The organism is Knoellia locipacati (genome assembly GCF_007992835.1).
In the GTDB taxonomy this organism is placed as follows: domain Bacteria; phylum Actinomycetota; class Actinomycetes; order Actinomycetales; family Dermatophilaceae; genus Knoellia; species Knoellia locipacati.
In genome coordinates, this window is the sequence record NZ_BKBA01000006.1 from 57,410 (window position 1) to 80,798 (window position 23,389).

Annotated in this window: 24 protein-coding genes and 1 tRNA gene; 19 read left to right on the top strand and 6 right to left on the bottom strand. The window is 64.8% G+C overall.

What is annotated here, in order from left to right; all coding sequences use genetic code 11:
• Positions 1-323 precede the first annotated feature (323 nt).
• The 8 genes from KLO01_RS07850 to KLO01_RS07880 all read left to right on the top strand — a co-directional run bounded on the left by KLO01_RS07850 (position 324) and on the right by KLO01_RS07880 (position 10,206).
• Positions 324-2,858, top strand: a complete 2,535-nt coding sequence (locus KLO01_RS07850; protein WP_147063890.1) for an ATP-binding protein — start codon at positions 324-326, stop codon at positions 2,856-2,858.
• Positions 2,855-4,792 carry a hypothetical protein gene (locus KLO01_RS07855; protein ID WP_147063892.1) on the top strand — a complete coding sequence of 646 codons (1,938 nt, stop codon included), beginning with the start codon at positions 2,855-2,857 and terminating at the stop codon, positions 4,790-4,792. The genes KLO01_RS07850 and KLO01_RS07855 overlap by 4 nt, the downstream gene beginning before the upstream one ends.
• Before the next feature lie 568 nt (positions 4,793-5,360).
• Complete coding sequence (locus KLO01_RS07860; protein ID WP_147063894.1) at positions 5,361-6,419, top strand: C40 family peptidase; 1,059 nt, start codon at positions 5,361-5,363, stop codon at positions 6,417-6,419.
• Positions 6,420-7,340: 921 nt separating this feature from the next.
• The gene (locus KLO01_RS17130) at positions 7,341-7,673 is read left to right on the top strand and encodes a hypothetical protein (protein WP_186827963.1); all 333 of its coding nucleotides are present in this window, start codon (positions 7,341-7,343) and stop codon (positions 7,671-7,673) included.
• A gap of 125 nt (positions 7,674-7,798) precedes the next feature.
• Positions 7,799-8,050: a hypothetical protein gene (locus tag KLO01_RS07865; RefSeq protein ID WP_147063897.1), complete on the top strand. Its 252-nt coding sequence runs from the start codon at positions 7,799-7,801 to the stop codon at positions 8,048-8,050.
• A gap of 488 nt (positions 8,051-8,538) precedes the next feature.
• Positions 8,539-8,754, top strand: a complete 216-nt coding sequence (locus KLO01_RS07870; protein ID WP_222611954.1) for a hypothetical protein — start codon at positions 8,539-8,541, stop codon at positions 8,752-8,754.
• A 282-nt stretch (positions 8,755-9,036) separates the two neighbouring features.
• The gene (locus KLO01_RS07875) at positions 9,037-9,699 is read left to right on the top strand and encodes a hypothetical protein (protein ID WP_147063899.1); all 663 of its coding nucleotides are present in this window, start codon (positions 9,037-9,039) and stop codon (positions 9,697-9,699) included.
• Between the two features lie 306 nt (positions 9,700-10,005).
• Positions 10,006-10,206 carry a hypothetical protein gene (locus KLO01_RS07880; RefSeq protein WP_147063901.1) on the top strand — a complete coding sequence of 67 codons (201 nt, stop codon included), beginning with the start codon at positions 10,006-10,008 and terminating at the stop codon, positions 10,204-10,206.
• Between the two features lie 43 nt (positions 10,207-10,249).
• Here KLO01_RS07880 and KLO01_RS07885 read toward each other — a convergent pair whose 3' ends face one another.
• Positions 10,250-10,612 carry a hypothetical protein gene (locus KLO01_RS07885; protein WP_147063903.1) on the bottom strand — a complete coding sequence of 121 codons (363 nt, stop codon included), beginning with the start codon at positions 10,610-10,612 and terminating at the stop codon, positions 10,250-10,252.
• A gap of 113 nt (positions 10,613-10,725) precedes the next feature.
• Here KLO01_RS07885 and KLO01_RS07890 point away from each other — a divergent pair, with 113 nt between their 5' ends.
• The gene (locus KLO01_RS07890; RefSeq protein WP_147063905.1) at positions 10,726-11,175 is read left to right on the top strand and encodes a hypothetical protein; all 450 of its coding nucleotides are present in this window, start codon (positions 10,726-10,728) and stop codon (positions 11,173-11,175) included.
• Between the two features lie 42 nt (positions 11,176-11,217).
• Here KLO01_RS07890 and KLO01_RS07895 read toward each other — a convergent pair whose 3' ends face one another.
• Both KLO01_RS07895 and KLO01_RS07900 read right to left on the bottom strand, forming a co-directional pair.
• On the bottom strand, positions 11,218-12,024 hold the full coding sequence (locus KLO01_RS07895) for an immunity protein CdiI family protein (protein ID WP_147063907.1): 807 nt from the start codon (positions 12,022-12,024) through the stop codon (positions 11,218-11,220).
• 449 nt (positions 12,025-12,473) lie between these two features.
• Positions 12,474-12,764 carry an Imm32 family immunity protein gene (locus KLO01_RS07900; protein WP_147063909.1) on the bottom strand — a complete coding sequence of 97 codons (291 nt, stop codon included), beginning with the start codon at positions 12,762-12,764 and terminating at the stop codon, positions 12,474-12,476.
• A 1,303-nt stretch (positions 12,765-14,067) separates the two neighbouring features.
• Here KLO01_RS07900 and KLO01_RS07905 point away from each other — a divergent pair.
• On the top strand, positions 14,068-14,691 hold the full coding sequence (locus KLO01_RS07905) for a hypothetical protein (RefSeq protein WP_147063911.1): 624 nt from the start codon (positions 14,068-14,070) through the stop codon (positions 14,689-14,691).
• 1,008 nt (positions 14,692-15,699) lie between these two features.
• The gene (locus KLO01_RS07910; protein WP_147063913.1) at positions 15,700-16,236 is read left to right on the top strand and encodes an HDIG domain-containing metalloprotein; all 537 of its coding nucleotides are present in this window, start codon (positions 15,700-15,702) and stop codon (positions 16,234-16,236) included.
• On the opposite strand, the gene KLO01_RS07915 is transcribed toward KLO01_RS07910, so the two are convergent.
• Together KLO01_RS07915 and KLO01_RS07920 are read right to left on the bottom strand one after the other, a co-directional pair.
• Positions 16,204-16,674 (bottom strand): NUDIX hydrolase, encoded by a 471-nt coding sequence (locus KLO01_RS07915; protein WP_147063915.1) that lies wholly within the window; start codon positions 16,672-16,674, stop codon positions 16,204-16,206. The genes KLO01_RS07910 and KLO01_RS07915 overlap by 33 nt on opposite strands.
• Positions 16,675-16,684: 10 nt before the next feature.
• Positions 16,685-17,440, bottom strand: coding sequence for a helix-turn-helix domain-containing protein (locus KLO01_RS07920; protein ID WP_147063917.1), 756 nt, complete (start codon positions 17,438-17,440; stop codon positions 16,685-16,687).
• Between the two features lie 157 nt (positions 17,441-17,597).
• Between KLO01_RS07920 and KLO01_RS07925 the strand changes: the two genes are divergently transcribed.
• Genes KLO01_RS07925 through KLO01_RS07960 form a run of 8 tightly spaced genes read left to right on the top strand, consistent with a single transcriptional unit; the run spans position 17,598 to position 23,170 of the window.
• Positions 17,598-18,026 (top strand): plasmid replication, integration and excision activator, encoded by a 429-nt coding sequence (locus KLO01_RS07925; protein ID WP_147063919.1) that lies wholly within the window; start codon positions 17,598-17,600, stop codon positions 18,024-18,026.
• Positions 18,027-18,028: 2 nt separating this feature from the next.
• A complete protein-coding gene (locus KLO01_RS07930) occupies positions 18,029-18,277 on the top strand; it encodes a hypothetical protein (protein ID WP_147063921.1) in 249 nt (82 codons plus the stop codon).
• 17 nt (positions 18,278-18,294) lie between these two features.
• Entirely contained in the window at positions 18,295-18,531 is a 237-nt protein-coding gene (locus KLO01_RS07935; protein ID WP_147063923.1) for a hypothetical protein, read from the top strand.
• Entirely contained in the window at positions 18,528-19,958 is a 1,431-nt protein-coding gene (locus tag KLO01_RS07940) for an FtsK/SpoIIIE domain-containing protein (protein ID WP_147063925.1), read from the top strand. The genes KLO01_RS07935 and KLO01_RS07940 overlap by 4 nt, the downstream gene beginning before the upstream one ends.
• Entirely contained in the window at positions 19,955-20,347 is a 393-nt protein-coding gene (locus KLO01_RS07945) for a WhiB family transcriptional regulator (RefSeq protein ID WP_147063927.1), read from the top strand. Before KLO01_RS07940 ends, KLO01_RS07945 begins: the two co-directional genes overlap by 4 nt.
• On the top strand, positions 20,331-21,851 hold the full coding sequence (locus KLO01_RS07950) for a replication initiator (protein WP_307725659.1): 1,521 nt from the start codon (positions 20,331-20,333) through the stop codon (positions 21,849-21,851). Before KLO01_RS07945 ends, KLO01_RS07950 begins: the two co-directional genes overlap by 17 nt.
• A gap of 6 nt (positions 21,852-21,857) precedes the next feature.
• On the top strand, positions 21,858-22,061 hold the full coding sequence (locus KLO01_RS07955) for an excisionase family DNA-binding protein (RefSeq protein ID WP_147063929.1): 204 nt from the start codon (positions 21,858-21,860) through the stop codon (positions 22,059-22,061).
• Positions 22,058-23,170 carry a tyrosine-type recombinase/integrase gene (locus KLO01_RS07960; RefSeq protein ID WP_147063930.1) on the top strand — a complete coding sequence of 371 codons (1,113 nt, stop codon included), beginning with the start codon at positions 22,058-22,060 and terminating at the stop codon, positions 23,168-23,170. Before KLO01_RS07955 ends, KLO01_RS07960 begins: the two co-directional genes overlap by 4 nt.
• Positions 23,171-23,283: 113 nt before the next feature.
• On the opposite strand, the gene KLO01_RS07965 is transcribed toward KLO01_RS07960, so the two are convergent.
• Positions 23,284-23,354 (bottom strand) — tRNA-Gly (locus KLO01_RS07965).
• Positions 23,355-23,389 lie beyond the last annotated feature (35 nt).

A 23,389-nucleotide genomic window follows, 5' to 3' on the forward strand; every position in this document is an offset into this window, starting at 1 on the left:
TTTCGTGCGCGCTACGTCGCCTATGCCGTGGGGGCTGTGGTTTTCGTTCTCCTGCAGGGCATTGAGCGCCGTCTCGGCATTGGGCTTGGGTTCTTCGTTCTGGCCTACAGCCTCCTTGCCACCGCGGCGATCACCCGGGGCGTCCTCATGCTCGTTGATCACGACCGTCCCGTCTCCTCCGCCCTACGGACGCTGACCAACGAGATCAGCGCACCTCGGCGCGACCGACGCGTCCGGTGTGCCACATTCCGCCCGGCTCGGGTTCGAGCTGTCCCCTCTCGCCCGAGCCGGGTTCCCCGGCATGGCCGGACGGGGAGTTCAGCATGAGCACGCGGGGATTGTTCCTGCGCCGGATCTCAGGTCACTGCACCGTGAGCTCCGACAAGATCTACGCCTGGTATCGGCTGGCGCCGCAGGGGTGGTCCTTCCGACCCGACGGGATACGTGAGCAGCTGATTCGCGAGTCCGCGGATGCCCTTGCTCAGTTGGCCAAACGGAACCTCCATCTGAGGGTGACAACCCGGCCGTACCCGGTGAGCCGCTGGGCGCGGGCACACGACGCCAACGCGCCGGCCCCGCTGAACTGTTGGCGTGATCACTTGGTGACAGACCAGATGCACTTGGCGCGACGCAGCATGGCCGACAAGGAGGTGTATGTCGGGGTTGAGCTGCTCGGCTCGCGACGCATCCTGCACGCTCTCGGCAGCATGGCCCGACCGATGTACGACCGCGAGGTCGCGGCTCTCGGGAGGCCGGTCCGCGCCACCGACGAGATCATGGCGCTCTCTGGAATGGCTGGCTCCCCTGCCTCCCCGCGTGAGCTCGAGTGGCTACTGCATCGGTCGGTCTCACTCGGCCTCCCGGCACCTTTGACGCTCGGAGCCGTGGACGACGACACATGGGCCCGCGAGGACCTGGGGGAGTTCACCGACCAGGTCCTGTGGACGGCCAAGCCGTTCGGCAGGACCGTCACGGTCGAGGGCGATCTGAACGGTCAACGGGTTGCTCGTCATGTCTGCGTGATGAGTGTCGGTCGGATGGCCGATCTCGAGATCCCTCCCGGGGTCCCGTGGATGCAGCGCACCGACCAGTTGCCGTTCCCAGTCGAGTGGTCGGCCCGCGTGAGGATCGAGGATCCCGCCAAAGTGGGCGCGGCGATGCGACGCAACATCCAGAAGATCCGGGCGCAGAAGGACCACTACGAGGTCGAACACCAAGAGCCTGCGCCGGGCGCACTCGACCGGCAGGCGTCCAAGGCGCTGACGGTGGAGGACGAGATCTCCATGGGCTTGTCAGGGCTCAGCACTCGGACCACGGGCTGGTACCGGCTGGCCGTCTCGGGCGAGACCGAGGAGGAAGCGATGGAGCGCGCCGGGGCTGTGCGCAAACTCTTCGCACCCCAGATCACGATCACTCGCCCTTGGGATCAGTACGCCATCGCGCGTGAGTTCATCCCGGGAGAGAAGCTGGCGAACACGGCATACAGACGGCGTATGCCGGTCACCACTTTGGCGGCCGCAGTCCCGGCCGCGACCGCGAAAGTGGGAGACCGAATCGGCATCCACTTGGGCGAGACTTCGGGCACGTCCGCACGGGTGGTGACGTGGGAACCGTGGCTCTCGACCGAGCGGGATGAGGAGTCCGGGCTAGCCGTGATCTGCGCCGGCCTCGGTGGCGGCAAGTCCACGGCTGGCGGCAACATCATCTACCGCACTGTCCTGCAGGGCATTCCGTGGACCGTCTTGGACCCATCGGGGCGATTGACGGCGCTGTGCCACCTGCCGGAGCTCGCGTCGGTATCGAAGCCGGTGGACCTGCTCGATGCCGAGCCCGGTGCCCTGTCGCCCTACCGGGTGATCGCGGAGCCGCGCAGGGAGCACTTCGACTCGGAGAGCGAGTGGCAGCTGGGGAAGGCGACGGCTGAGAACACCCGACGCCTGCTCACGAGCAGCGTCCTGCGGTCGATCCTGCCGCGGCAGATGCAGGAACACGTCCTCACGGAGGTGGCGCTCATGCGGGCCGTCGGTCAGGTGGCCGCGAGGCACACGTCCTCTGCGGGCGAAGTGGTCAAAGCGCTGCGCCACATCGGTGGTGACGACGAGCTGGTCCGACATGCCGGCTACATGCACGACTTCCTCAGTGAGGCCGCGCGAACGAGCCACGGCCGGCTGATCTTCCCGCCCGGCTACCAGTCGGACTATCGGGCGAGTGACGCTCTCCTCACGGTGTATTCGTTGCGCGGTCTTTCGCTCCCGGACGAAGACGCCAAAGGCTCGGAGGACCTCGACGAGCGGCTCAGCATGTGCGTCCTCTACATCGCGGCGTGGCTGGCGCAGCGCGGGATGTACTACGGCGATGTGCACGCCCGCAAGGGCATCTTCATCGACGAAGCCTGGGCACTGTCGTCCTTCTCCACCGGCCGCCGGTTCATTGAGCGGGCCGGGCGTGACTCGCGCAAACACAACACCCGAGTCATCATGGCGAGCCAGAATCCGTCAGACCTCCTCAAGCTCGACCTCGCCAACCTCGTCTCGGCAGCCTTCATCGGTCGGTTGACAGGCGAGGACGCCCAGCGCGACGCCCTGCGGTTCATCCCGGGTGCTCGTCCCGACGTGGGCTACGAGGCGATCTTCGAGTCGCTCTCCCGCCCGACCAGCCATGGTCACCGTGGCTCACGCGAGTTCGTGTTCAGCGACGGCGCCGGAGGGGTTGAGCGGATGCGCATGGACCTGTCGGCCCACCCTCAGTTGCTGGAGGCTCTCAACACCACTGCAGACCCGAACAAGGCGCGCGATCGTCTGGCTTCGGTCGAGCGCGCTGCATCGGGCGCCGTGGCCGAGGAGCGTGAGATCGCATGAGTCTCGGCTGTGGCCAGCACACGAGGCGTCTTGTGCGCGTCGGCCTTCTGACGTTCCTGCTGGTGATCCTGGGCGGAGCGGCTGCGGCGGCGAGGCCGTCGATCCCGGGTCTGCCCGACTGCAAGGAGGCTCCCGTCGCGGAGTACCCCGACCGCGGTGTCTCAGGAATGCTCGACCCGGCGCCGTCCCCGGTCCCGGTCGCCCGCGACCCGTTCGCACCACAACGGACGACGAGCATCTACGACCAGTACGGATACGCCGGTTTGCGCTGGAGCACCTACGACCTCGGCTGCGGTGGCTCGGTCCGCAATCCGGAAGCGGCAGCCGACACGATGGTCGGCAACATGGCGATGTCCGCAGCGGTGTTCGTCACGTCCCTGAGCAACGGCATACACAACGCCGTATCGAATCCGAAGGACTACATGGGTCCCTTGGACCGCGTGGTCGACCGTGTCTCGGAGCGGATGAACGAGGCCATATGGACGCCTTGGGGTGGCGTGGCACTGCTCGGCGTTGTTGGGCTGCTGCTGGTGTACTCGACCCGGGGCCAACTGTCGTCAGTCGTGTCCGGTGGGCTCTGGGCAATGCTCGTGCTGGCGGTCCTGAGCGGGCTGGCGGCCTATCCCGGACGGGCGGCATCGTTCTTCGATGAGACCGTGACACAGACCATTGGCAACCTCCAAGCCAGTAGTGCTGGGGTCGTGTCTGACGCTGAAGGGGGCCCAGGCCGGAGCCAAGGAGCTTTGGCCGTCGACACGGTGCTGTATCAGAACTGGCTGCGGGGCGAGCTTGGAAGCTCCGAGGGTGCAGCGGCGGAGAGGTGGGGTCCGCGGCTGTTTGGTGCCACAGCCCTCACTCGCGCCGAGGCGGCCTCGAGCCGAGATCCCGAGCGGGCAAAGGAGATATCCGAGAGCAAGGCTGAGGCGTTCACTGAGGTGGCCGACGAGATACAGGAGCAGGACCCCTCGACGTATGCCGTCCTGCAGGGGAAGGCGGGAGGGCGTGCCGGAACCGGGGTGCTGACTCTGCTGGGGTCACTCTTCACCGTCGGATTCCGGCTGATCGCGGACGCCTTCCTGGTGGCGGGGCTGGTGATGCTTCGCCTCCTGGTCATGTTCTTCCCGGCAGCCGCGGTGGTCGGGATCATCGCCCCGCTCTCGTCAGTGGTGCGCCGGATCGGGAACATCGGCGCTGCGTCGCTCGTGAACGTGATCGCGTTCTCCGCCGGTTCGGTCATCCACACAGCGGCGATCAGTGCCCTTCTCAGCACCGCGGACGGCCCAGGGATGTCCGTGATGGCCCTGCTGCTCTGTCTGGTCCTGACCGTCGCGGCCTTCGTGTTGATGATGCCGTTCCTGTCCATGACCCAGATGCTTGGCGGCCAGTCGCGTCGCGGCCTTCTGAGGTCCGTGCGACAGAACGTCGTCCGCTACGCCGTCAGTCGGAAAGCGACCGAGGACGGAACCAGCGATGTGCTCGAGGAGCAAGTCGGGCGTCGGTCCATGCCGGCTGATGGTTCTCCCGGGAGAAGGGTTGCAGATCCGCCGCGAGCGGAGACGTACCAGCGCCCGACGCCGGTGTGGGACATCACCAGCGACGGCGTTCAATGGCGCCACATGAGTGACGGTGATGCCGGTGGCTCGGTCTTCGTGAGCCAGCCGCGACAGCAACTGTCACAAGGCGGCGATGACGCTGCGCGTTCCTCCTCCGATCCGATAGCTCCACCTCCTGATGGGCCGAAGGGCACGGAGCCCTCCCCATCCCGGCACCGGCTCTTGGTTGGGCAGGTGGTGGGTCAGGAGCAGGATCGCGCCCGCCGGATGCACATCGTGCGACCTCATGAGGGAAACGCGTCGCTGCGGCACGACGGTTCAATGGGTCACGACATCTTCGACCCGGGCATCGGTCGCAGTGATGACCGGGAGGCGTCATGAGCCTTCGTGGTCAGGATCTGTGGCGCTGGCCTTTGTGGTCGTGGAAGCACTTCACGATCACCTGCATGGTGCTCGCTGCGGTGCTCGTCGGCATCGGGCGGCTGCAATCGAGTGGAGCTGACTCGGGCGCTGGGAGCCCCACCACCAGGGCTGTCACCAGTCGATCGGTGTCGGAGTCCGCGACCTCACCTACACCAGCGACTCAGTCGAAGGCTCTAATACCGACGGCCACGGCACCGAGTCAGTCGGAGTCCATAGCTGACCCAGGCGAGGTCTCCGGCCAGTTCGTCGCTGGGTGGGCGCGGCCGTATGACCCACCCTCGGAGTGGCGTGGACGTCTGCTGCCTCTGTCGACGAAGGAGTTCGCTGCCGAGCTGTCAAAGACTGATCCGCTCAGAGTGCCCGCGACGGCCGTTGTGGGTGAGGGAACCGAAGTCGCGAGAGCCGCGAACTCCCGGACGATGCGGCATACGACAGACAACGGCGGGGTTCTGGTCTTCCTCAAGCGAACAGGTTCGCGCTGGCTCGTGAGCGGGATTGCGCCGGACGAGTCGGCCGGAGGCGTGCCGTGAGCGACCCGGTGACGGCCGCCGTCCTCGAGATGGGCAGGCGCGTGGTGATTCGGCGCATCCTCCGCTTCATCGCCTGGTCAATGCCGGTGGTGCTTGTCGGGGTGGCTGGTGTCGCCATCTATGCGAGCCTGCTGCTGGCTGGAGGCGGCAGCGACGAGGCTTCGGGGCCGCTCTGCGCGGGGTTTCAGCGACCGACCGTTCAAGCCGAGGCGACCCTGGACGCCGAGCAGATAGCCAACGCTCAGAGCATCGTTGCGGTTGGGCGTCGCCTGAACGTGCCAGATCGGGGCTTGGCCATCTCCCTCGCCACCGCGATGCAGGAGTCGACCCTGCACAACATTCCTTACGGCGACCGAGATTCGATCGGGCTGTTCCAGCAGCGCGCGCCTTGGGGGAGTCGCCCGGAACGTCTTGATCCAACCACCTCCGCCGAGATGTTCTTCAACGGTGGTCGTGGGGGCCAACCCGGGCTGCTCTCAGTCCCGAACTACCTGTCGATGCCACTGTCACTCGCCGCCCAAGCTGTGCAGCGAAGCGCGTTCCCAGATGCATACGCTAAGTGGGAAGGGCTGGCCTACCGGCTGCTGAGTTTGCCGATCGTGACGGGCGCGAAGTGCTTGGTAGATGCCGTTGGACGCTCGTCGGGGATCGTCGCCGCGGCCCTCGAGTGGCTGGGCACGCCATATTCCTGGGGCGGGGGAGGGATGGACGGACCGTCGTTCGGAATCGCCCATGGGGCGGGCACAAGGGGCTTTGACTGCTCGGGCCTGACGAGGTATGCCGTGTTCGTCGGTACGGGACGGGTGATCCCCCGCGTCGCTAGTGACCAAGCCAGGTCCTTGCGGCAAGTGCCGGTTGACCAGATGCAAGCCGGGGATCTCCTCTTCTTCCACGCTGATGGAGACCCAGCCGGCTTCTACCACCACGTGGGAATCGCGGACGGGAACGGCGGGATGGTGCACGCGCCGCGGACCGGCCGGACAGTGGAGGTGGTGCCTGACGTCCTGTCGAGCGGTTACTTCTCCGCCCAATTGGCCCTCGTGGGGCGGGCTTGATTGAGAGCGGCCGTTCGGCTCGAACGTGATGCTCACCCGCATGTCGCTGCAGCTCACTCAAGGGTCGCCGTTTCACTCACATGCCGATGAGCGTGCGTTGCGGTCCTTGCTCCTCGGCCGTTCTGGACGCAAGGCGTGTAAGGCTGACAAGTCCGGACAAACGTGGCGGGCAATCGCCGCGCCTCCTCTAAACTGCCATCGCGCTTCAGCCTGGGGCTTGGGAGAGGTCGCAGGTGTGGCCGCGTACGGGACGTGACCATCCTTGAGTGCTCTTGACTGTTGGCGGATGGAGGAACATGGCGTTTTCGGCGCTCCCGACTCGGGGCATCAGGAACCCCTTGGTGCGGAGTCTCAACCTCAATCGCACGCTGGCGCTTGCTGTCTTCCGGATTGCTGAGGGAGGCGCTGACCCTGAGGTGACCTGGCGTCAAGAAGCCGAGGACCCGAAAGGCGCCTTTCAAGCACTTGGGACATACATCGCCATCGGTGCGATGGTCGCTGCACCCCTCGTTCCATGGCCGTACTACTTGCTGATTCGGGATCTCCTCCCACGCGGTCTCACGACGGATCTCCTTGATGTGATGTGCATAGTTCTCATTCCGTTGTCCGGTCTGATCGGCTACGTGGACTGCCGCTTAGCGGCGTCGCGGGAGGCGGAGAACCTCACCCTCTCGAAGACACCGCCCGCCCCACCAGCCCGCTTAGATCTCCTAGGGAACGGCCGGGTATTGGGGCGAAGCTCAACGCTAGGTTTCGTCGCAAGCCTGGTGGCTTCAGCACTCTTCGCCATCTAACGCTGGTAAGGCTGCGCGATCCGCGTGGGCCGGCTCACCCGCGTGGCGAATGCCCGCATCTGCCTCGATCGGCTCGCTGAATGTCGACGAGCGAGCAGCGTGGTCTCGTATCGCTGATGATTGCGCCATGAGCAATGACAGGCGCTGGTTTCCCGGCCGAGAGGCAAAACAAATGCTCGAGACCGGTTGGGCTCTGGCTGAAGGAGAGCGGTGGGACGCTGCGGCCGAGGGCGATTGCGACTTGACGTCGCTTCGACTCCACGCCCCAAGAACGCTCGCCTTGGAGTTCCGTCTGGACGGCCCCGTCACACGACTCATCGAGTTCCCCGGACTGGCAGAACTGCACATCGACGGCGACCTTCAGTGGGAGGGAGAAGCCGATCTTGGGTGGGAGGTTGGACACGTCGATGTCACTTGCGGGATCACCAAGACGGGACGGGCTGGTGGTTTACGTCCTTGAGCTGCCGCAGGCGATCCTGCGCTTTGCGAGCGCCCTGGGGCTGGCCGGGTCCTGATCTGAACGACTCGCGTCAGGTGCCCGCTCATTACGCAGTGTGCGCATTCGGCGCGCCGTATCCTCGTGATGTGATCGAGGATGTCGGGTTTCAGGTCAACTGGATCAGCGTGCCGATCTTTTTCGCGCTTGCGGGCGGCCTAGCACTCCATGCCAAGCGCGTGTCTGGCGGCTGGACACGGCCATGGATCGGCATCAAACCACTGTGGTGGTTCGTCCTCATCTTCTTTGTGCCCTTTGTTGGGGTACCAGTTCTCGTCGTGCGCCTAATCGCGAATAGGGACACGCCGGGCGTGATCACTGGCCGCGGCGTCTCCCGCTGAGCTTCCGGATCTGCCGCCTTCCGCGCAAACGTTTCGATGAGCGACGTCCTCAGGTATGGCGATTTGAATTCTCGGTAGAGCTACGTTGTGCTCATGTCTCAGACAACGGCGCCGAAGCGTCCAGCGACTCAGCGCCGGGGTGTGGGTGTGCTCCAACGTGCGGCCGGCGTCGCTGCGCTTGTTGCCGGAAGCTGCGTCTCGATCCTGCTGGCCCTCAGCGGATGGTTCCTCGGGGCAGCCCCACTGACTGCCGTCGAACCGAACGGCCTGTTCGTGGACTGCGGCCCCGCCCTCTTCGATCGCCCTAACCCGCTTCCCGATGCGGCCTGCGCGAGCGCCTACTTTCCCTTGCCAGTCGTTAGTGTCCTGTTCCTGGTTGTGGGCACCCTTGGCGCACTGTCGTGCCTCGGCCTTCTCGCGCGTCGGGACCTCTCGAACCTGCCTTGACGTAACGCACTCACATGCCGCGGATCGGTACCCTCGCGGGTGTGAAGCGGATGGTTGTCGACGGCGAGCACTTCGACGTCATCGAGCGCGTCGGCGAGCCCGGGGTCCATGAGCTTCGTTGGACCTCCGGCCCCAACGCGGACTACGGCTTCGTGACTTCGACCTACAGCGGTGAAGGTCAAACCGACGCGGAGCTCAAGGACGCTATTCGCAACTTCCTCGGTCTGGTGGATCCGATCACTGGCTACATCGATTAGCTCAACCGGATCTGCCGCGGTCCGGTGACCTTTTCGGGGGTCGCCGCCCATGGTGGACGGCGCCCCCTGGGGCCTGGCCCGACTCGAACGGTGCCGTCATCCTTGAGTTCAGTGACGCCCAGTACCAGCGCTGGGCGTTGAGCAGGCTGTCCGCAGACAGTACGGGAGAGTCGCCCTAGAGAGCACTCAAGTTGAACGCACGCATCTGCCGCGTTCCGCGCGGTCGTGCCGATGTCAGGGCACTCGACAGCGCGCAGACCCGAGTTCGGCGAAGATGCATGCATGGAATGGTCGGAACGGAGCCGTGAGCGTCTCGAGGTTGCGCTCACGGAGGCGGACGTTGTCGGTGTTCGCCAAGTTGGCGACGACTCCCTCGAGTTCCTCATGCATGTGTCGGCCCTCCCAGAAGCCGGCCCCATCGATCCGGACGCGCGGCGCCTGCTGATGCTGCGGGGTGTTGCGGAGGCTCAGTTTCTGCTTCGTCGAGTTACGGTCGAGGGCAACGGCCCAGCGATCCCCATCGGGAGCCTCTCGGCCCTCGATGAGTTCTTCGAGACTCTGGCCTTCGGTGGCTCCTTATACGGGTGGCGATACTTTGACGATCCAGAGTTGACGGCGGATTGGCCGGATGAGCCGAGCCTCATCGCCCGCTTCAGCGAGCACGACGCGCCCCACTCCTTCTACTGGTTCAACGAGTGCGCACGTCTCGAGGAAGGCGAGGTTCGCAGCTACTGCATCGAGGGAACCGCCACGTTTGAAGATCTGACCGTGCTTCGCGCCGACGGCTCCGAGCAATCTGCGGACGACTTCGCCGACGAGGGTGTGCGCTGGTGGCAGGCCTTCCAGGACTTCGAGAACCGAGTGAGCACTGAGTCCCAAAAGGCTTGGGGCGCCTCAAGGCTGACATGGCGTGAGTGGCCTGGGTCCCCAGCGCCATCGTCCTAAGACGAACGCCCTCATCTGCCGCGGGTCGCTTGCCTTTGCTCCGTTGAAAGTGATGGGTGGTCTTACTCGGCGACACTGGTAGGTCGGTGCGGAGGCTCGTGGTGCTATGCACCGGTGCGAAGTGACGAGTTCTGGCGACGAAGTGTCGCCCTGGCCGTGCCAATCATTGTGTTGGCAGTCCTGACACGCCCGGGCGCGGAGCCCAGCGACCGGTCGGTCGCTCTAGGGCTTTTGGCCCTCGTAGTGCCGGCGTTGTGGGTGAGTTATCCGGTGTTCTCACGGTTCGCGCAGATCGAGCCGACTCGGATGACCACGACCGAGTTCGCAGTTGACGTGGCGGCATTTGGCGCGCTCGGCTTGGCTTCGGGACTGGAAGGCCCGAATCTGCCGCTACCAGTTCGTCTATTGCTGGGGCTACTCGGCGCCGCTGGCCTGGCATACATCTCGGCCACCATTCGACAGCGAGAACGTGACGGGGATACGTCCACGAGCTTCTTCGCCGATTGACGACCGATCTGGTGATGCCTCGAGACGTCCTGTCATGCCGCGATCACGACATCCGATACGTGGCGTGAGACTCCACCCAGGCACCAGCCTCGCGGCTAGACCAAGCGGCATTCACGGGCTCCGATTCACACAGCTCGATGTGCACCGTGGCCTCCTCCTCCCAGACTTGGCCGGCGTACCGAAGCGCGAGAACGATGTGGCTTCCAGTCCGCTCTTCTCGCCCGCCTCTCACGTCCCCTGTCGCGGTCAACGGTTCATCGAGTAAAACGACACACGCGCGCTCCTCGTTCCGCCCCGGAATCCACTTGAGCACGGCGCCAGCCACTCCTTCTCTTCCTGCCAGCCACGTAGGCTCGAAGTCGTAGCCACCGCTGACTGTCACGCGCGTCCCCTCCCGCATCTCCATGAGGCTGAGTCTTCCAACGCGACCCCGCAAGCGCACTCATTTGCAGCGGATCGTGCGCGCATCGGGATCGTGGATCACCGAGTGACGCGTTCTGGGCGATGTAGCGTCATGCCATGACCGGGGCCGCCGAAGGACTGACCGTTGCCTATCGGGCGGAGGGCCTGGAAGGGCTTGGTGAACTGCACGTCTCGGCCCGTGCTACTCCATTTGCAGGAGCGTCGGTCGGATACGTCAACGACGCCGACCTCTTGGATTGGACTCGTTCGCTCCTGGTCTACCCATGGTCAACAACAGCGAGGCCGCAAATCTCGTCGGCACTTGGAGACCAGAAAACGCTCAATCTGACCGCCTTCACCGTGACAGGGCGCGGACAACTGGCAGTGTCGGTGCACCTGGCCACGGTCGACACGGACGCTCACTCACCCACGACTGGGACGGTGTCCGAGGCCCGACTGCTCGTCCTGACTACGTACGAGGCAGTGCACCGATTCGCGAATGACCTTGCAGCCGCCATATCCAATGCCGGCGGTAGCGCCCATCTCGACCTCGAAGAGCTCGCCTAGCCACAATGTCCTGTCATGCCGCTGATAGGACCCAAAGGAGACCTAGGTTCTGCTTCGAGCCTTCCAGCGAGACCGCAATCTCACGCCGGGCGTTCTCACCGGTTCCGGGTAGTACTCGACATGCCAATCAGCGCCCAGAACGCCTTGTAGCTCGTCGGCAAGTGCCTCGCCCGCCGTCACGAACTCCTCCGCCGCGGGGATCGCGACGAACCCACCCTTGCCTACCGACTCCGTCCACTCCCGCTGCCAATCGAGGAGGCGCGTTGCCAGGCTGGCGGGAACCGGGAGCTGGTCAGGGCCCCGGTGGGACTGGCCGGACGTAGTCGCGAAGGACAAGGCGCCATCGTGGCCCGCTTGGAGACGCAGCCAACGTCGTGGCCGCTGCCGTGTCAACAGCCGACGGCACTCGGTGACGACTGCGTCCGCGATGTCTTGCAGTTGCTCTGGGTGATCCTCCGCTTCGGAGGCCAACCCGATGAAGATCCGCAGGTCACCTTCTGGTTCCATCCGGTGGCTCGCTGACCGCCACAGCCAGTTCGCGGCGACGATGGGAGCGACAGTGCCATCGACAACACCATTGGCTGTGTGACGAACCAACTGCCACAGGGCATTCTGCTCGTCGGCACGCTCAATGCCCTGTTCGACGACTACAGCCTGCCAAAGGTCTCGTAGGTCGCGAGGGTCTGATGAGTCTGCCCCAGCGAGCTCAATGAGTCGTGGCCCGTCCATTCCGGCGACGACGGCGTCAAGGGCGAGTCCCACGAGGACCTCGGAGGGCATCTCACCGATCGTGTCTCGCCATGCGGCCACCTGCAACGCTGCTCGAGCTTGGTCAACAGTCAGGGGCATGAAGGCATCCTCCGCCACAAGAGCGCCTTCTCGGGCGTTTCCCGCTCATGCCGCAGATCGGTCGTGCCGATGAGCGTGCGGTCAGCCACTCTGTCGTCGGGCCCACTCGTGCCACCTGACCCGCAGGTCAGGGAGTAGCGCGGAAAGATAGGCAGCCGCTTCATCGTTGCTCGTCAGGGGTAGTGGAAGTTGCACGGCGTAGGTGCCCCATCGCGCCTCGTCAGGCGCGATGGAGGCCCTGAAATAGGCGGGTTCTCCTGTCTCCCAGATGAGCCCTGCGAGAGACCCGTCGGGCGCCTTCACCCAAGCGTCACCGCAGTCGTCGTAGGACACGAACATGCCCATCTCGAACTCATCGACCCGCGCAGAGGGGTATTCCGCTTCCACAATCGGAGCGTAATGCCGATCTACCGCTACTGCCGCGTTTCGCGAGGTCGTGCCGAGGAGCACTATTCCGTGAGGCTTATGTGCAGACCGGCTTCGTCGGTCCCGAACCAGCCTGACTCGGGCTCCCAGTACAGGTTGTAGCCGGGCCGAGCATCTGGCTGAGTCAGCGTGAGGAGGTGACGTGCCAACGAGTTGAGCGCGGCACGGTTGCCCGCGATTCCGATGGTCTTCTCCCGCTCGTCGAATGAGAGCCACAACTTCGTTGTGTCGTCCCAATTGGAGATCAGGCCATGCTCGTCCACCTTCCGGATGTCGACAGTGATCGGCAGCGTGGTCGCGTCGTCGGATGTCACGCGAGCAGTCAACCAGCGGATGTCGAGGTGGAAACCGGGAAAAGCACGGACAGGCCGCGTTTGGTGCGCGGTCGAGTCTGAGCGCAGCTACCGTGACGTCGTCACGGGGCGGTCCTCGACGAGCCTGACCCGGCGATACCACGCCAACGCGCGAGGCCACCCGAGCCTGAATCCCCTCGCCTGAATCGTCCTCATCTGCCGCGAAGGGGAACTCGATACTGCCGATGAGCGGTCGTTGGCCCGGACATGTAGCGACTGCAAAGACGGGCCAAGAGAAACAACTGGTGGGCCTGGGATCCATCCCCCAGAATGTGGCGGTGAACAAGGGATCTGGACCTCCGCCGACCGAGTGTGCCTACTGCCACGGCAGTGTCGATGAACCCCTTTGGCACCACATGGAGTTGGGACGCGAGGACCCAACCTCGCCGGACCCTTGGCCAGCGGATTTCCTGAGCCTGTCGTTCTGTTGTGAGCAACACCTGTCCGACTACTTCCGTCAGGGGTTGTCACCTCCGCCTGACTTCCGTCCAGATGAGCCACTGCCGGCACATACGGTTCGCGACCGCCTTCAAGAAGCTGCCGTTTTCGGTGGGCTTGGGCTGGCGGTCGCGCTGGCCGTGGTCGGACTCGCCACGGTGATTCGCTGGCTGACGTGATTACGTGCCCGTCGCGCGCTCATGCCGCCGTGAGAGCGTCCGAACACGCTTCGCTAGGGATGGCCAATCTGCCGTTCACTGACGGCCGATGAGGGATGATCGGTTCGTGATCACGCCTGTTCCCCACGGAAGCGCGTAGGTGTTCAGGTGAGAAAGAAGTCATCGGAGTGGATGTCACGCCCTCGTAAGCCGCTACTGGACGCCGTACCGCGCTCGAGGACACTGCAAGCGCTCGTGATTTTCCCGTACGTCTGCACGGCGTTCCTCGTGGCGTACCTGTTCGGCGGTGACGAAACGTCGAGCAGCGATACACCCCTGTTAGTCGTGTTCGCCATCGTGGCTGTCATGGAGACGGCCTTCCTCGCGGCTTGGCTCCGAAGACCAGTCACGACAGGCCAGCGCGAGCGGTATGTCTGGTTGTTGGGAGGCGGAGCTTTGGCCCTCGGAATCTTCTTGATGATCAGTGCCGCCTGGGTGGCTCAATGACAGCAAAGCCGTAGATCTCTGTCACTCTCACTCACTGGGTGCGATGAGTTCCTCGTCTCGTGGACTACACCGGAATCTGCGTCCGGACATGCCGCATTTCGCTCGGCTGATGGGGGCGCGAACGTGAAGCTGAGATAAGGGTCGCGACATACGCTTACAAAGTGAGTGACGAGCAGCCTTGGCGCCCTGCGACGCTTCCGAGCCCTCTCGAAGCGGGCATCGCCGCTCGCACCGACGCCTCCGGTCGCCTGACGCTGCGCAGCGACTCCAACATGTTTTGGGGACACGTGGTGGCATGGCTGCTCTTGGCCGTGGCCGTTGGGGCCAACAACAGAAGCGGGCTGAGTGGCCCGGACGCTCTCACCGTTGGCCAGGCCGTACTCGTGGCGGCGTGTTTGTTCGTCACCTCCCTAGCTGCGCTCATGGTGTTCGGAAGGCCTCACGTCACTGTGGCCGATCGGTGGGTGACCGTCAGAAACCCTTTGCGCACATACCGCATGGACATATCGACCCTGGAGTCTTTGGACGAAGGGTTCTGGGGCTTCCCACTTCTTCGGCTGCGCGGAGGACGATCGCTGCGGGTCTTCGGGTTAGGCGAAAGCAGTAACGAGAGCATGCAGGGCGGGGGCGACGGAGCCGTCATTCTTCGATCCCTCATATCCCAGGAAGAGGCTGGAACGCCGGCTGTTCAACAGGAGTCCGGGCACTGGTCCCTGATGAGCGGTTCGCTCATCCTTCTCCTACTTGGGTGGCTCGCCTACGTCCTCGCCGTCACTCTGCTGTAGCAGCTGAGGCTTGCACCGCGATCTTCCTCATCTGCCGCGGTGAGGGAAGCTTTCAGGGGTTCTCGGTAGCCTTCCTGGCGTGAGTACCGATGGGGTCCAGAAACGATGGGCGGACGAGGTCGCGACTTACTTGTCGACTCGTCGATGGCTTGACGGTGCTCTTCATGAGCTGCCTGCGGGAGTCCTTTGGGGAGCCGATGGGGCCGACGCGGATCAGTGTCAGGAGATGCTCGAGGGTTTGGAGGACTTCGCACTTCATTGCGCCCGGCTCGGCCTAACTGACCATGAGGAGTTCGTGGCTCAGTGCCGATGGCACTTCGAGCACTACCCGCATTACCTGGGTCGGCGGCGGCACTTCGTCGACTACGCGACCTACATCCGAGACCGGCATGGCCCTCTTCGCGTCAGCCCTCCACCAGTCCCGCCGCAGATGGTCGGTCCATAGGCTTCTCAACTAGTCGCAGACGCCCGCCCCTGCCGCTGATCGGGTCACTCCCAGGAATGATGGTTCGCATGACGCTTGCACTACCTGACGACATCGACCCGGAGCTGTGGTTTCCAAGCGGCGATGTAGCGGGTTCACGCGACTACCTGTATCCCTCTGTCTGGCATACCTCCCTAGGTCGAATGGGCGGGTATTGCGACGCTAAGGACGTCTACTTTCGAATTTCCGCTGCGGAGATCTCTGCCGATGCGCCGATCGCTTCGAGGTACTGGGTCCGTGGCCACTTGGCGGGGAGCCTGCCTAGCCCTCCTACGAGGACCCCAATGAGGAAGAGCTGGCCGGATGGAGTGCCCGCGCCCACGCGTACTTCGCCTCAGGATCAGGGTCGTCAGCGCCTGAGGAGAGGTCCGACTGAAGCATCCGCAAATGCCGCAGTCTGGTCTCCCGTCGAGCGGGTAGGAAGCCAATCGCGCTGAGCCGACTCAGTTACCGAGGGCTGAAACTGCGCCCGGCCTTCTCACTTGAGCGTCGATCGGGATGCCTGCCGGTGTGAGGATGTGCGCATGGACATCCCAAGCGACACCGCGATCCGGCTGCTCCCAGTGGCCAGGCTCAGGCATGTCGTGTCAGTGGCGGAGCAGGGCGAGCGGCTGTATGCGGGTGACGAGATCCTGTTGAGCGCTGCTTGGCTACATGACATTGGCTACGCACAGGAGCTTGCCGTCACCGGCATGCATTCCATCGATGGAGCTGCTTGGTGTCGTAGTGAGGGGTACTCCTCAGAGGTCGTCGGTCTGATCGCTTGGCATACGGGTGCATGGTTCGAGGCCGACGAGCGGGGGCTCCTGGCCGAGCTGGAGGCTTACCTTCAACCGGCTCAGGCTCGGCTGGATGCTCTGACACTCTGCGACCTCACCTCGTCGCCCTCCGGCAACGAGGTGGACGTCCCTCGCCGCATTGAAGAAATCTTGGCCAGGTATCCCGAGGAAGATCCTGTGCATCGCGCCGTGACGCGATCTACGCCGGAACTCATTGCGGCTTGCCGGCGGGCCATCGCCCGCTTGGGACTAGCCCAGGGCTGGGGACTGACGGCCCTCTAGGGCGTGCTGAATACGCAGTCTCATTGACGGATGCATTTCAAGCTCGTCAAGTCGTTCGGGCTCCCACCAGACCACCTCGCGGCTCTCGGAACTCGTCCGAGCCTCCCCTCCAATGAGTTGAGCGCGAAACGCGAGTGAGAACTGCTGGCGCACCTCTCCGTCGTCATAAGCCATCACATGGCCAGGGTTGGTGTACGTGCCGGTCAGCGCCTCGACCTCCACGTCATAGCCGGTCTCTTCCTTCACCTCACGCACTACAGTCCCGACGATCGACTCGCCGATCTCATGACCACCACCAGGCAGCGCCCAAAGGTTGTTGTCCGTCTTGTGGATCAGCAAGATGCGGCCATCGTCGTCGCGAACGATGGCGACCACCGAGGGAACCACGGAATTGGCCTTTGGCGCTTCGGGGTCGTCGATGTAGTCGATGCGTCCCATGCTCACGAGATTAGGGCAGTTCCGTCCCCGTCACCGGGCGGGCCCCATGCCACGCACGCTCAAGTGATGCGACCGCGTTGCCGAAGAGTCGTCCGGCCGGCAGCCGATGCAGGTGCTGAACGGAGGATTGGCTTGCGGGAGCGCCCAGGAGGTGGTGATTGAGCAGGAGGTCGTCGTCAAAACGGAACATCGACGCGTACAACGTGCTGGAGTGCATCCTTGCCTCGACGTTGGGCACGTCGAGGAGCGGGCGGAAGTACTTCCAACTCAGGCGGCATCTCTCTGCCAGTGAAGACCCGATGTGCTCCTCTTCGCCTCGCACTGCCACCGCCTCAGAATCCGGGTCGGCAAGAAGTAGTCGCACGCGAACGCCAGCCGAGGCTCGATCCCGAAGGTCGTCGTGAAGGTTCGGGAGTGCATCGTGCAGGAAGCTTGCCGCGAACGCGAGGACGTCTAGTGACTCGCTCGTGTTGGCCAGCATTGTCTCCCACGCCGCCACGGGAATCATGGCCCGGGAAGTGTAGATGTGAACAAGCTCCGACTGGCTCACTTCCTGAATTTGACTGTCCGAGAGCGCATTTGGCCACAGAAAGTCCTCATCCGCGCCCAGAGCGAGGGCGAGTCGCCGACGGTTGGCCGCATGAGGCTGGCGCCCACTGGCCACCCAGCGGTCAATGGTCTTCGGGTCGACCTGTATGCGTTCGCTGAGCTCTTGGCTTGTGAGCCCAGCGCTCCTTATCGCGCTCTTGAGCCTGTCGTTGACCACGACTCTCCCTCAGGACGATGTGGGACGTTCCGGGACGCCATCTCCACGTTAGGACGTCCCGAGGTGTCCCGCCACGTGGTGATGCCGTCCCTGTGGATAACCGTGAAATGGGAAGTGCCACATCGGCTTCACTCGAACCAGAGAAAGGACGCAGGCCATGGCACTTGCAGGACGATTCCCCATCTCACACGAGGTCGCCTTCCCGGGCGGCGCGTACCTCGTCAGCGAGGTCACCCCGGTCAACGACTTCGAACGGTCGACGAAGGAGACGAAGATCCAGCAGGTCGACAAGGACAACGGCCTGCTCCTCTGGTCCGTCGACATCGTCGATGCTGACCCGACCGCCCCTCGGAAGCAGAAGACGGTGTCCGTCAAGATCGCGGCCAAGGTTCAGCCTGTGCCGCCGGCGAACGACGGTTCGTCACCGTTCACGCCAGTGGAGTTCGAGGGCCTCACGGCGCTCGCCTACATCCAAGAGAGCGGCGACTTCAGCAGCGTCGTTTACTCGTACAAGGCGAGTGGCATGAAGTCCCCGGGTCGACCGGCCAGCACAAAGCCCGCCGCTGGTGACGGCAAGGCGGCCTGAGCGTGCGACGCGTCGACATCGCCGCGTGGACCGATCTCCTCGGTGTCGGCGACAAGGAGCTGGCGTGGGCGCTCAAGGCGCGCATCCGGGTGGTCGAGGAAACACACGCCGACGTCAACCGGCTGCGTTTGGGCCTGAGGGGCGCACCAGACGAGGAGCTCGTTCTCTTGCTCGAAGCCGCCTGTCGATCGCTCGGCATGGCTGGCGAGCGACTGGAGGAACACGTCTCCGACCTGGCGAGGGCCTCCTGATGAGGATCGGTACTCCTATGCAGTGGGCGAACACCCTCGACGTCGGCCCCGACGACTTGGCCGACGCCATCCGGGTTCTCCTTCGCGAGGCATCCCGACTGGATGACGCCATCCTCCGTCTGCGCATCGCGTTCCACGGTTGCCCTGACCTCGAGCTCGAGGAAGGGCTGGTTCGGCTTGAGCGTCAGATGGGTCGATCCGTCGGGCAGATCGAAGACCTGCACGCCCAGGTGAGAAAGGAGTTGCAGTCATGAAGAACTCCCCGAGGAACCAGATGTTCGAGTCCGACGAGGCAATCCCGCTCATCGTCGAAGGGGTGATCCGATCGGTGTGGTTCGTGGCGGCCGCCATGTTGGCGACGGTGCGCTTGGTCGTTCACGCGCCGATCCTGGTGGGTGTGGCCGCCGCTGGGCTCGGGACCACCTGGCTCCTTGGGTGGCGCGGGTCAGTGGCCTCGCTGACCGCGTTCGTTGGACTAGGAGTCCTCTGGCGGTTCGCGCACCGCTCGAGCTACGACCGCACACTGAGGCCGGCCCTGAGCCAGGCGTGGCGGACACCCGCGTATCGGCTCTGGTTCCCGCACGTCGCGCGGCGGTGCGGCTTGGTCGTGCGTGAGCCGAACCTGTCCTCAAGGGAAAGGAGGGATCCGGAGGTCGCTCGGCTGCTCAAGGTGCGTGTTCAGGGGACAGGAGCCGAGCGACTTCTCCTCCGACTCCCCGTCGGGCTGACTCCGGAGGATGTGGCGGCTCGTGCGCAGGCGGTCGGCCAGGCCTTCGGTGTCGCAGAGACGCGTGTCCTGGCTGCGCGACCCGGCCGCGTATGGCTTGAGCTCCGCCGGCGCGACCCCCTGAGGCCCACAGTGCGCACCTCTTCGGACGAGTCCCCGAACCTCGCCGCCTTGAGGCTGGGACTGTGTGACGACGGCCGGCCGTGGCGCCTCCGCCTGGAGGGGACACACGTTCTCATCGCGGGTGCGACGGGGGCAGGCAAAGGGTCGGTCCTGTGGTCCTTGGTCGCCGGACTCTCTGGCGCGATCAGGGAGCGATGGGTAGAAGTTTGGGCCATCGACCCCAAGGGCGGGATGGAGCTGGGGCTCGGGCGCTCAGCGTTCGCGCGGTTCGAGGCTCGATCCCCGGAGGACATGTGTGGCCTCCTCGAGGAGCTCGTTGACCTCAAGACCCGGCGAACCCTGGCGCTGTCCACCCATGGGCTGCGCAAACACTCTCCTCACCCGGAGAGCCCTCACATCGTGCTGGTTGTCGACGAGCTCGCGACCCTTACGGCGTTCGCTGAGCGTGCCACCGTCCGCAGGGTGGAGCAGGCGTTGGGCCTCCTGCTGACCCAGGGGCGAGCAGTCGGCATCACTGTGGTGGCCGCCGTCCAGGATCCCGGCAAGGACGTCGTCACTTGGCGCGACCTGTTCCCGACGCGGGTGGCCATGCGGCTGGACAACCCGATCCAAGTCGACATGGTCCTGGGCGATGGCGCTCGAGAGCGAGGCGCCTTGGCCGACCACATCTCGGAACTTCAACCGGGCGTCGCCTACGTCCGAATCGAGGGGAATCGCGACATCCAGCGCGTCCGCTCGGCGTATCTCGCGGACCACGAGGTGCAGTCACTAGCGGATTGCATTGCGGCATCTCACCGACGAGTGACGCACAAGGCGGAGGAGGCGGCATGAGCCGGCGACGGAAGGTGGGAGAAGCATCGCAGAGGATCTACGGCGACTTCGCGGACGGCATACGGTTCCGGAACGCAGAGATGCGGCGTCAGCTCCTCGGCATCCGATGGCGCTTGGACGGTTCATGCGTCAAGCACGACGTCGCCCTGTGGTTCACGGAGCGCACCAAGCCAAACGGACGGGTCCTCGCGATGTGCCGAGAGTGTCCGGTTCGGCGGTTGTGTCTTGCCTCGTCCATCGCCTACGCCGAGGAGTTTGGTGTCTGGGGCGGCTACACGCCACCCAAGCGCGAAGGCATGATCCATACGGCTCGGCAGGGCATCCCTGTCGACCTCATCGTCGAGAGCGTGCTGGACGTGGAGGCGGAACGTCGTGCCACAGCCAGCTGAGGCGCCGCTGGAGGCTGTACGCGAGCTCGCGGCAAAAGAACGCGTGTGCACGCGCCCCCTGTTCCGCCGGGTGGTGGACACCACGACCGGAGAGGTTGCCGTCGTCTCCCTGCCCTGCCAGTCAACCCGCGCCAGCCAGTGCCCCTCATGCGCAGAACGAGCACGCGCACTGAGGGTCCAGCAGTGCTTGGAGGGGTGGCACCTGGAAATCGAACCAGTGGACAAGGACGATGACCGGTCGCAATGCGACGACGAGGACGACGAAGGCGACGACTCGGACGACGAAGAGCGTGTTGTTCGTTCGACGCGCCGTCGCGATGACGTCCCCGATTTGCCGCGCCTCCCGCAGGACGCCGGGACCCTGGGACGCGTCTTCGAGGGGAATGACGGAAGGCTCTATCGACCGTCCATGTTCATCACTCTGACCCTGCCCGGCTACGGCCGGATCCGCCCTGGAACAGGCGTGCCGGTTGACCCGGAGCGCTACGACTACCGAAGGGCGGCCATGGATGCGCTCCACTTCTCGAAGCTGCTCGACCGGTGGTTCCAGAACCTCCGCCGGTGCGCCGGCTTCAAGGTGCAGTACTTCGGCGCCATCGAAGCTCAACGCCGGCTCGCTCCACACTTCCACGTCGCAACGCGCGGTGCGATCCCGCGGCAAGTCATCAAGGCCGTGACGAAGGCGACGTACGTCAGCATCTGGTGGCCTTCTTTGGACCGGCCCAAGTACGTACAGGACACGCCGGCGTGGGATGGCATGGACTACGTGGACCCGCAGACGGGCATCCCGTTGCAGACGTGGGACGACGCACTCACTGAGCTGGACAAGAACGCGGATGCCAAACCCGCCCACGTCGTGCGCTTTGGCAGCCAGACCGACGCCAAGGGCTTGATCGCAGGAGTTCCCGAGACGGATCGGGCCGTTCGCTACCTCACGAAGTACCTCACCAAAGCGTTAGCGGAGACCTTCGCGACCGACGGCCGCGTCGAGCTCGCGTACGACATGCACATTGACCGCCTCTACGCCGAGGTGCGCTTCCTTCCGTGTTCTCCCGACTGTCCGAACTGGCTCCGCATCGGCATCCAGCCTCGAACTGTCGGGCCCGGGATGGAGCCGGGGTGGTGCCGCTCGAAAGCCCACTCACGAGAACACCTCGGGCTCGGTGGACGTCGCGTCCTGGTCTCGCGTGGATGGTCGGGCAAGACGCTGGCGGGGCACCGAGCGGACCGGTCCGAGGTCGTTCGGCAGGCGCTCACATCGGCCGGGATCGAGGTGGCTGCTGTGGACCGAATGGCTGCGCAGGTCGTGGACGAGGACGGGAACGCACGGTTCGAGTGGGCGGCCGTGATCCCGGGTGCCGGCACGAAGGCGGCGATGCTCGTGGCGACCATTCTTGAGCGCCGGCGCTGGCGTGCGCAGTACGAATTGGCCAAGGCGATGGCCAACGCTCACGACCCACCTGTGGACAAACAATTCGGCAGTCTGCAGCGAGCCGGTAGGTGAGCGGGGATGGAGAAGCTGTACACGCTGGAGGAGGCAGCCGCGGTGATGGGAACGACGGGCCGCTTTCCTCGCCGGCTGGTCGCGCAGCGCAGGATCCGGTTCGTGAAGCTCGGTCGCTTCGTGCGAATTCCCGAGTCAGCCATCGACGAGTTCCTCGACGAGGGGACCGTGGAAGTCGTGCACCGAGCCAACCGGGGTTGCGCGTCATGAGTCCGGCACGACGACCCTTCGGCGCGGTCCGCAAGCGGCCGTCCGGGCGTTACTCGGCCAGCTACCTCGCCCCAGACGGCCTGCGCCGGTTTGCGGGACGCAGCTTCGTGAGCAAGGCGGATGCCCACGCCTGGTTGGCTGCCCAACAGACGAGCTTGATGCAGGGTTCTTGGACCGATCCTGAGCTCGCACGGGTCACGCTCTCGGACTACGGCGGTCGCTGGGTCAAGGAACATCGAGTGAGCAGTCGGACGCGAGACCTGTACGAAGGACTCTTCCGGCTGCACATCGAGCCCTATTTGGGGCGGATGCAGCTCGACCAGATCAGACCAGACTCCGTACGAGGGTGGCGTGCACACCTCCGAGATGATGGGCGCTCCGAGTCGACGACGGCCAAGAGCTACCGGCTTCTTCGAGCCATCCTCAACACCGCCGTGGACGACGGCCGAATCCCGAGGAATCCCTGTCGGATCCGGGGTGCTGATCGTGAGAGGCCGGCCGAGAGGCCCATCGCCACCGTGGACGAGGTCTTCACTCTTGCCGACCATGTCGCGCCGAACTACCGCGTCTTCGTGCTCACGGCAGCCCTGGCCAGCCTGCGCTGGGGGGAGCTGGTGGGCCTTCATCGGCGCGACCTCGACCTTGACGCGGGCCTGATTCATGTCCGGCGAGCGGTGAGCGAGCGTGGTGGCCGACTCGAAACCACCCTCCCCAAGAACGACCGCACCCGGACGGTGGCCATCCCGGGTGTGCTGGTTGAGGAGTTGCGGAGCCACCTGCACGTGCAGGTCGCGTACTCACTGGAGTCCGCGGTCTTCACCGGCGAGAAGGGCGGCACGCCGAGGCGAGGGAACTGGCGCTCGGTGGCGCGTTGGGCCCAAGCCTTGGACCGTGCCGGGCTACCCGCGCATTTCCACTTCCACGACCTGCGCCACACCGGCAACCATCTCGCCGCCCAAACCGGAGCCTCGACGCGTGAGCTGATGCAACGGATGGGGCACTCAACGGTGCGGGCGGCGTTGATTTATCAACACGCGACGGATGCCCGATCGCGACACCTTGCCGACCGTCTGGACACGCTCATCCGTGGCCAGCGGAGCGAGACGTGAGCACTGGTTCCTGTGCCAGTAGTGGCTCGTTGGTGGCTCACTGCGTGCAAGTCCGACTCGGAAAGCAGGCCCTCGGTGCCGGGGCGCGGCCCTGACCTGCGGGAACATGAGGGAGCCGGTGACGGGAATCGAACCCGCGTGTCCAGCTTGGGAAGCTGGCGCTCTACCATTGAGCTACACCGGCAAGCGCCCCCACGTGAGGGCGCGGCTGGAAGTTTA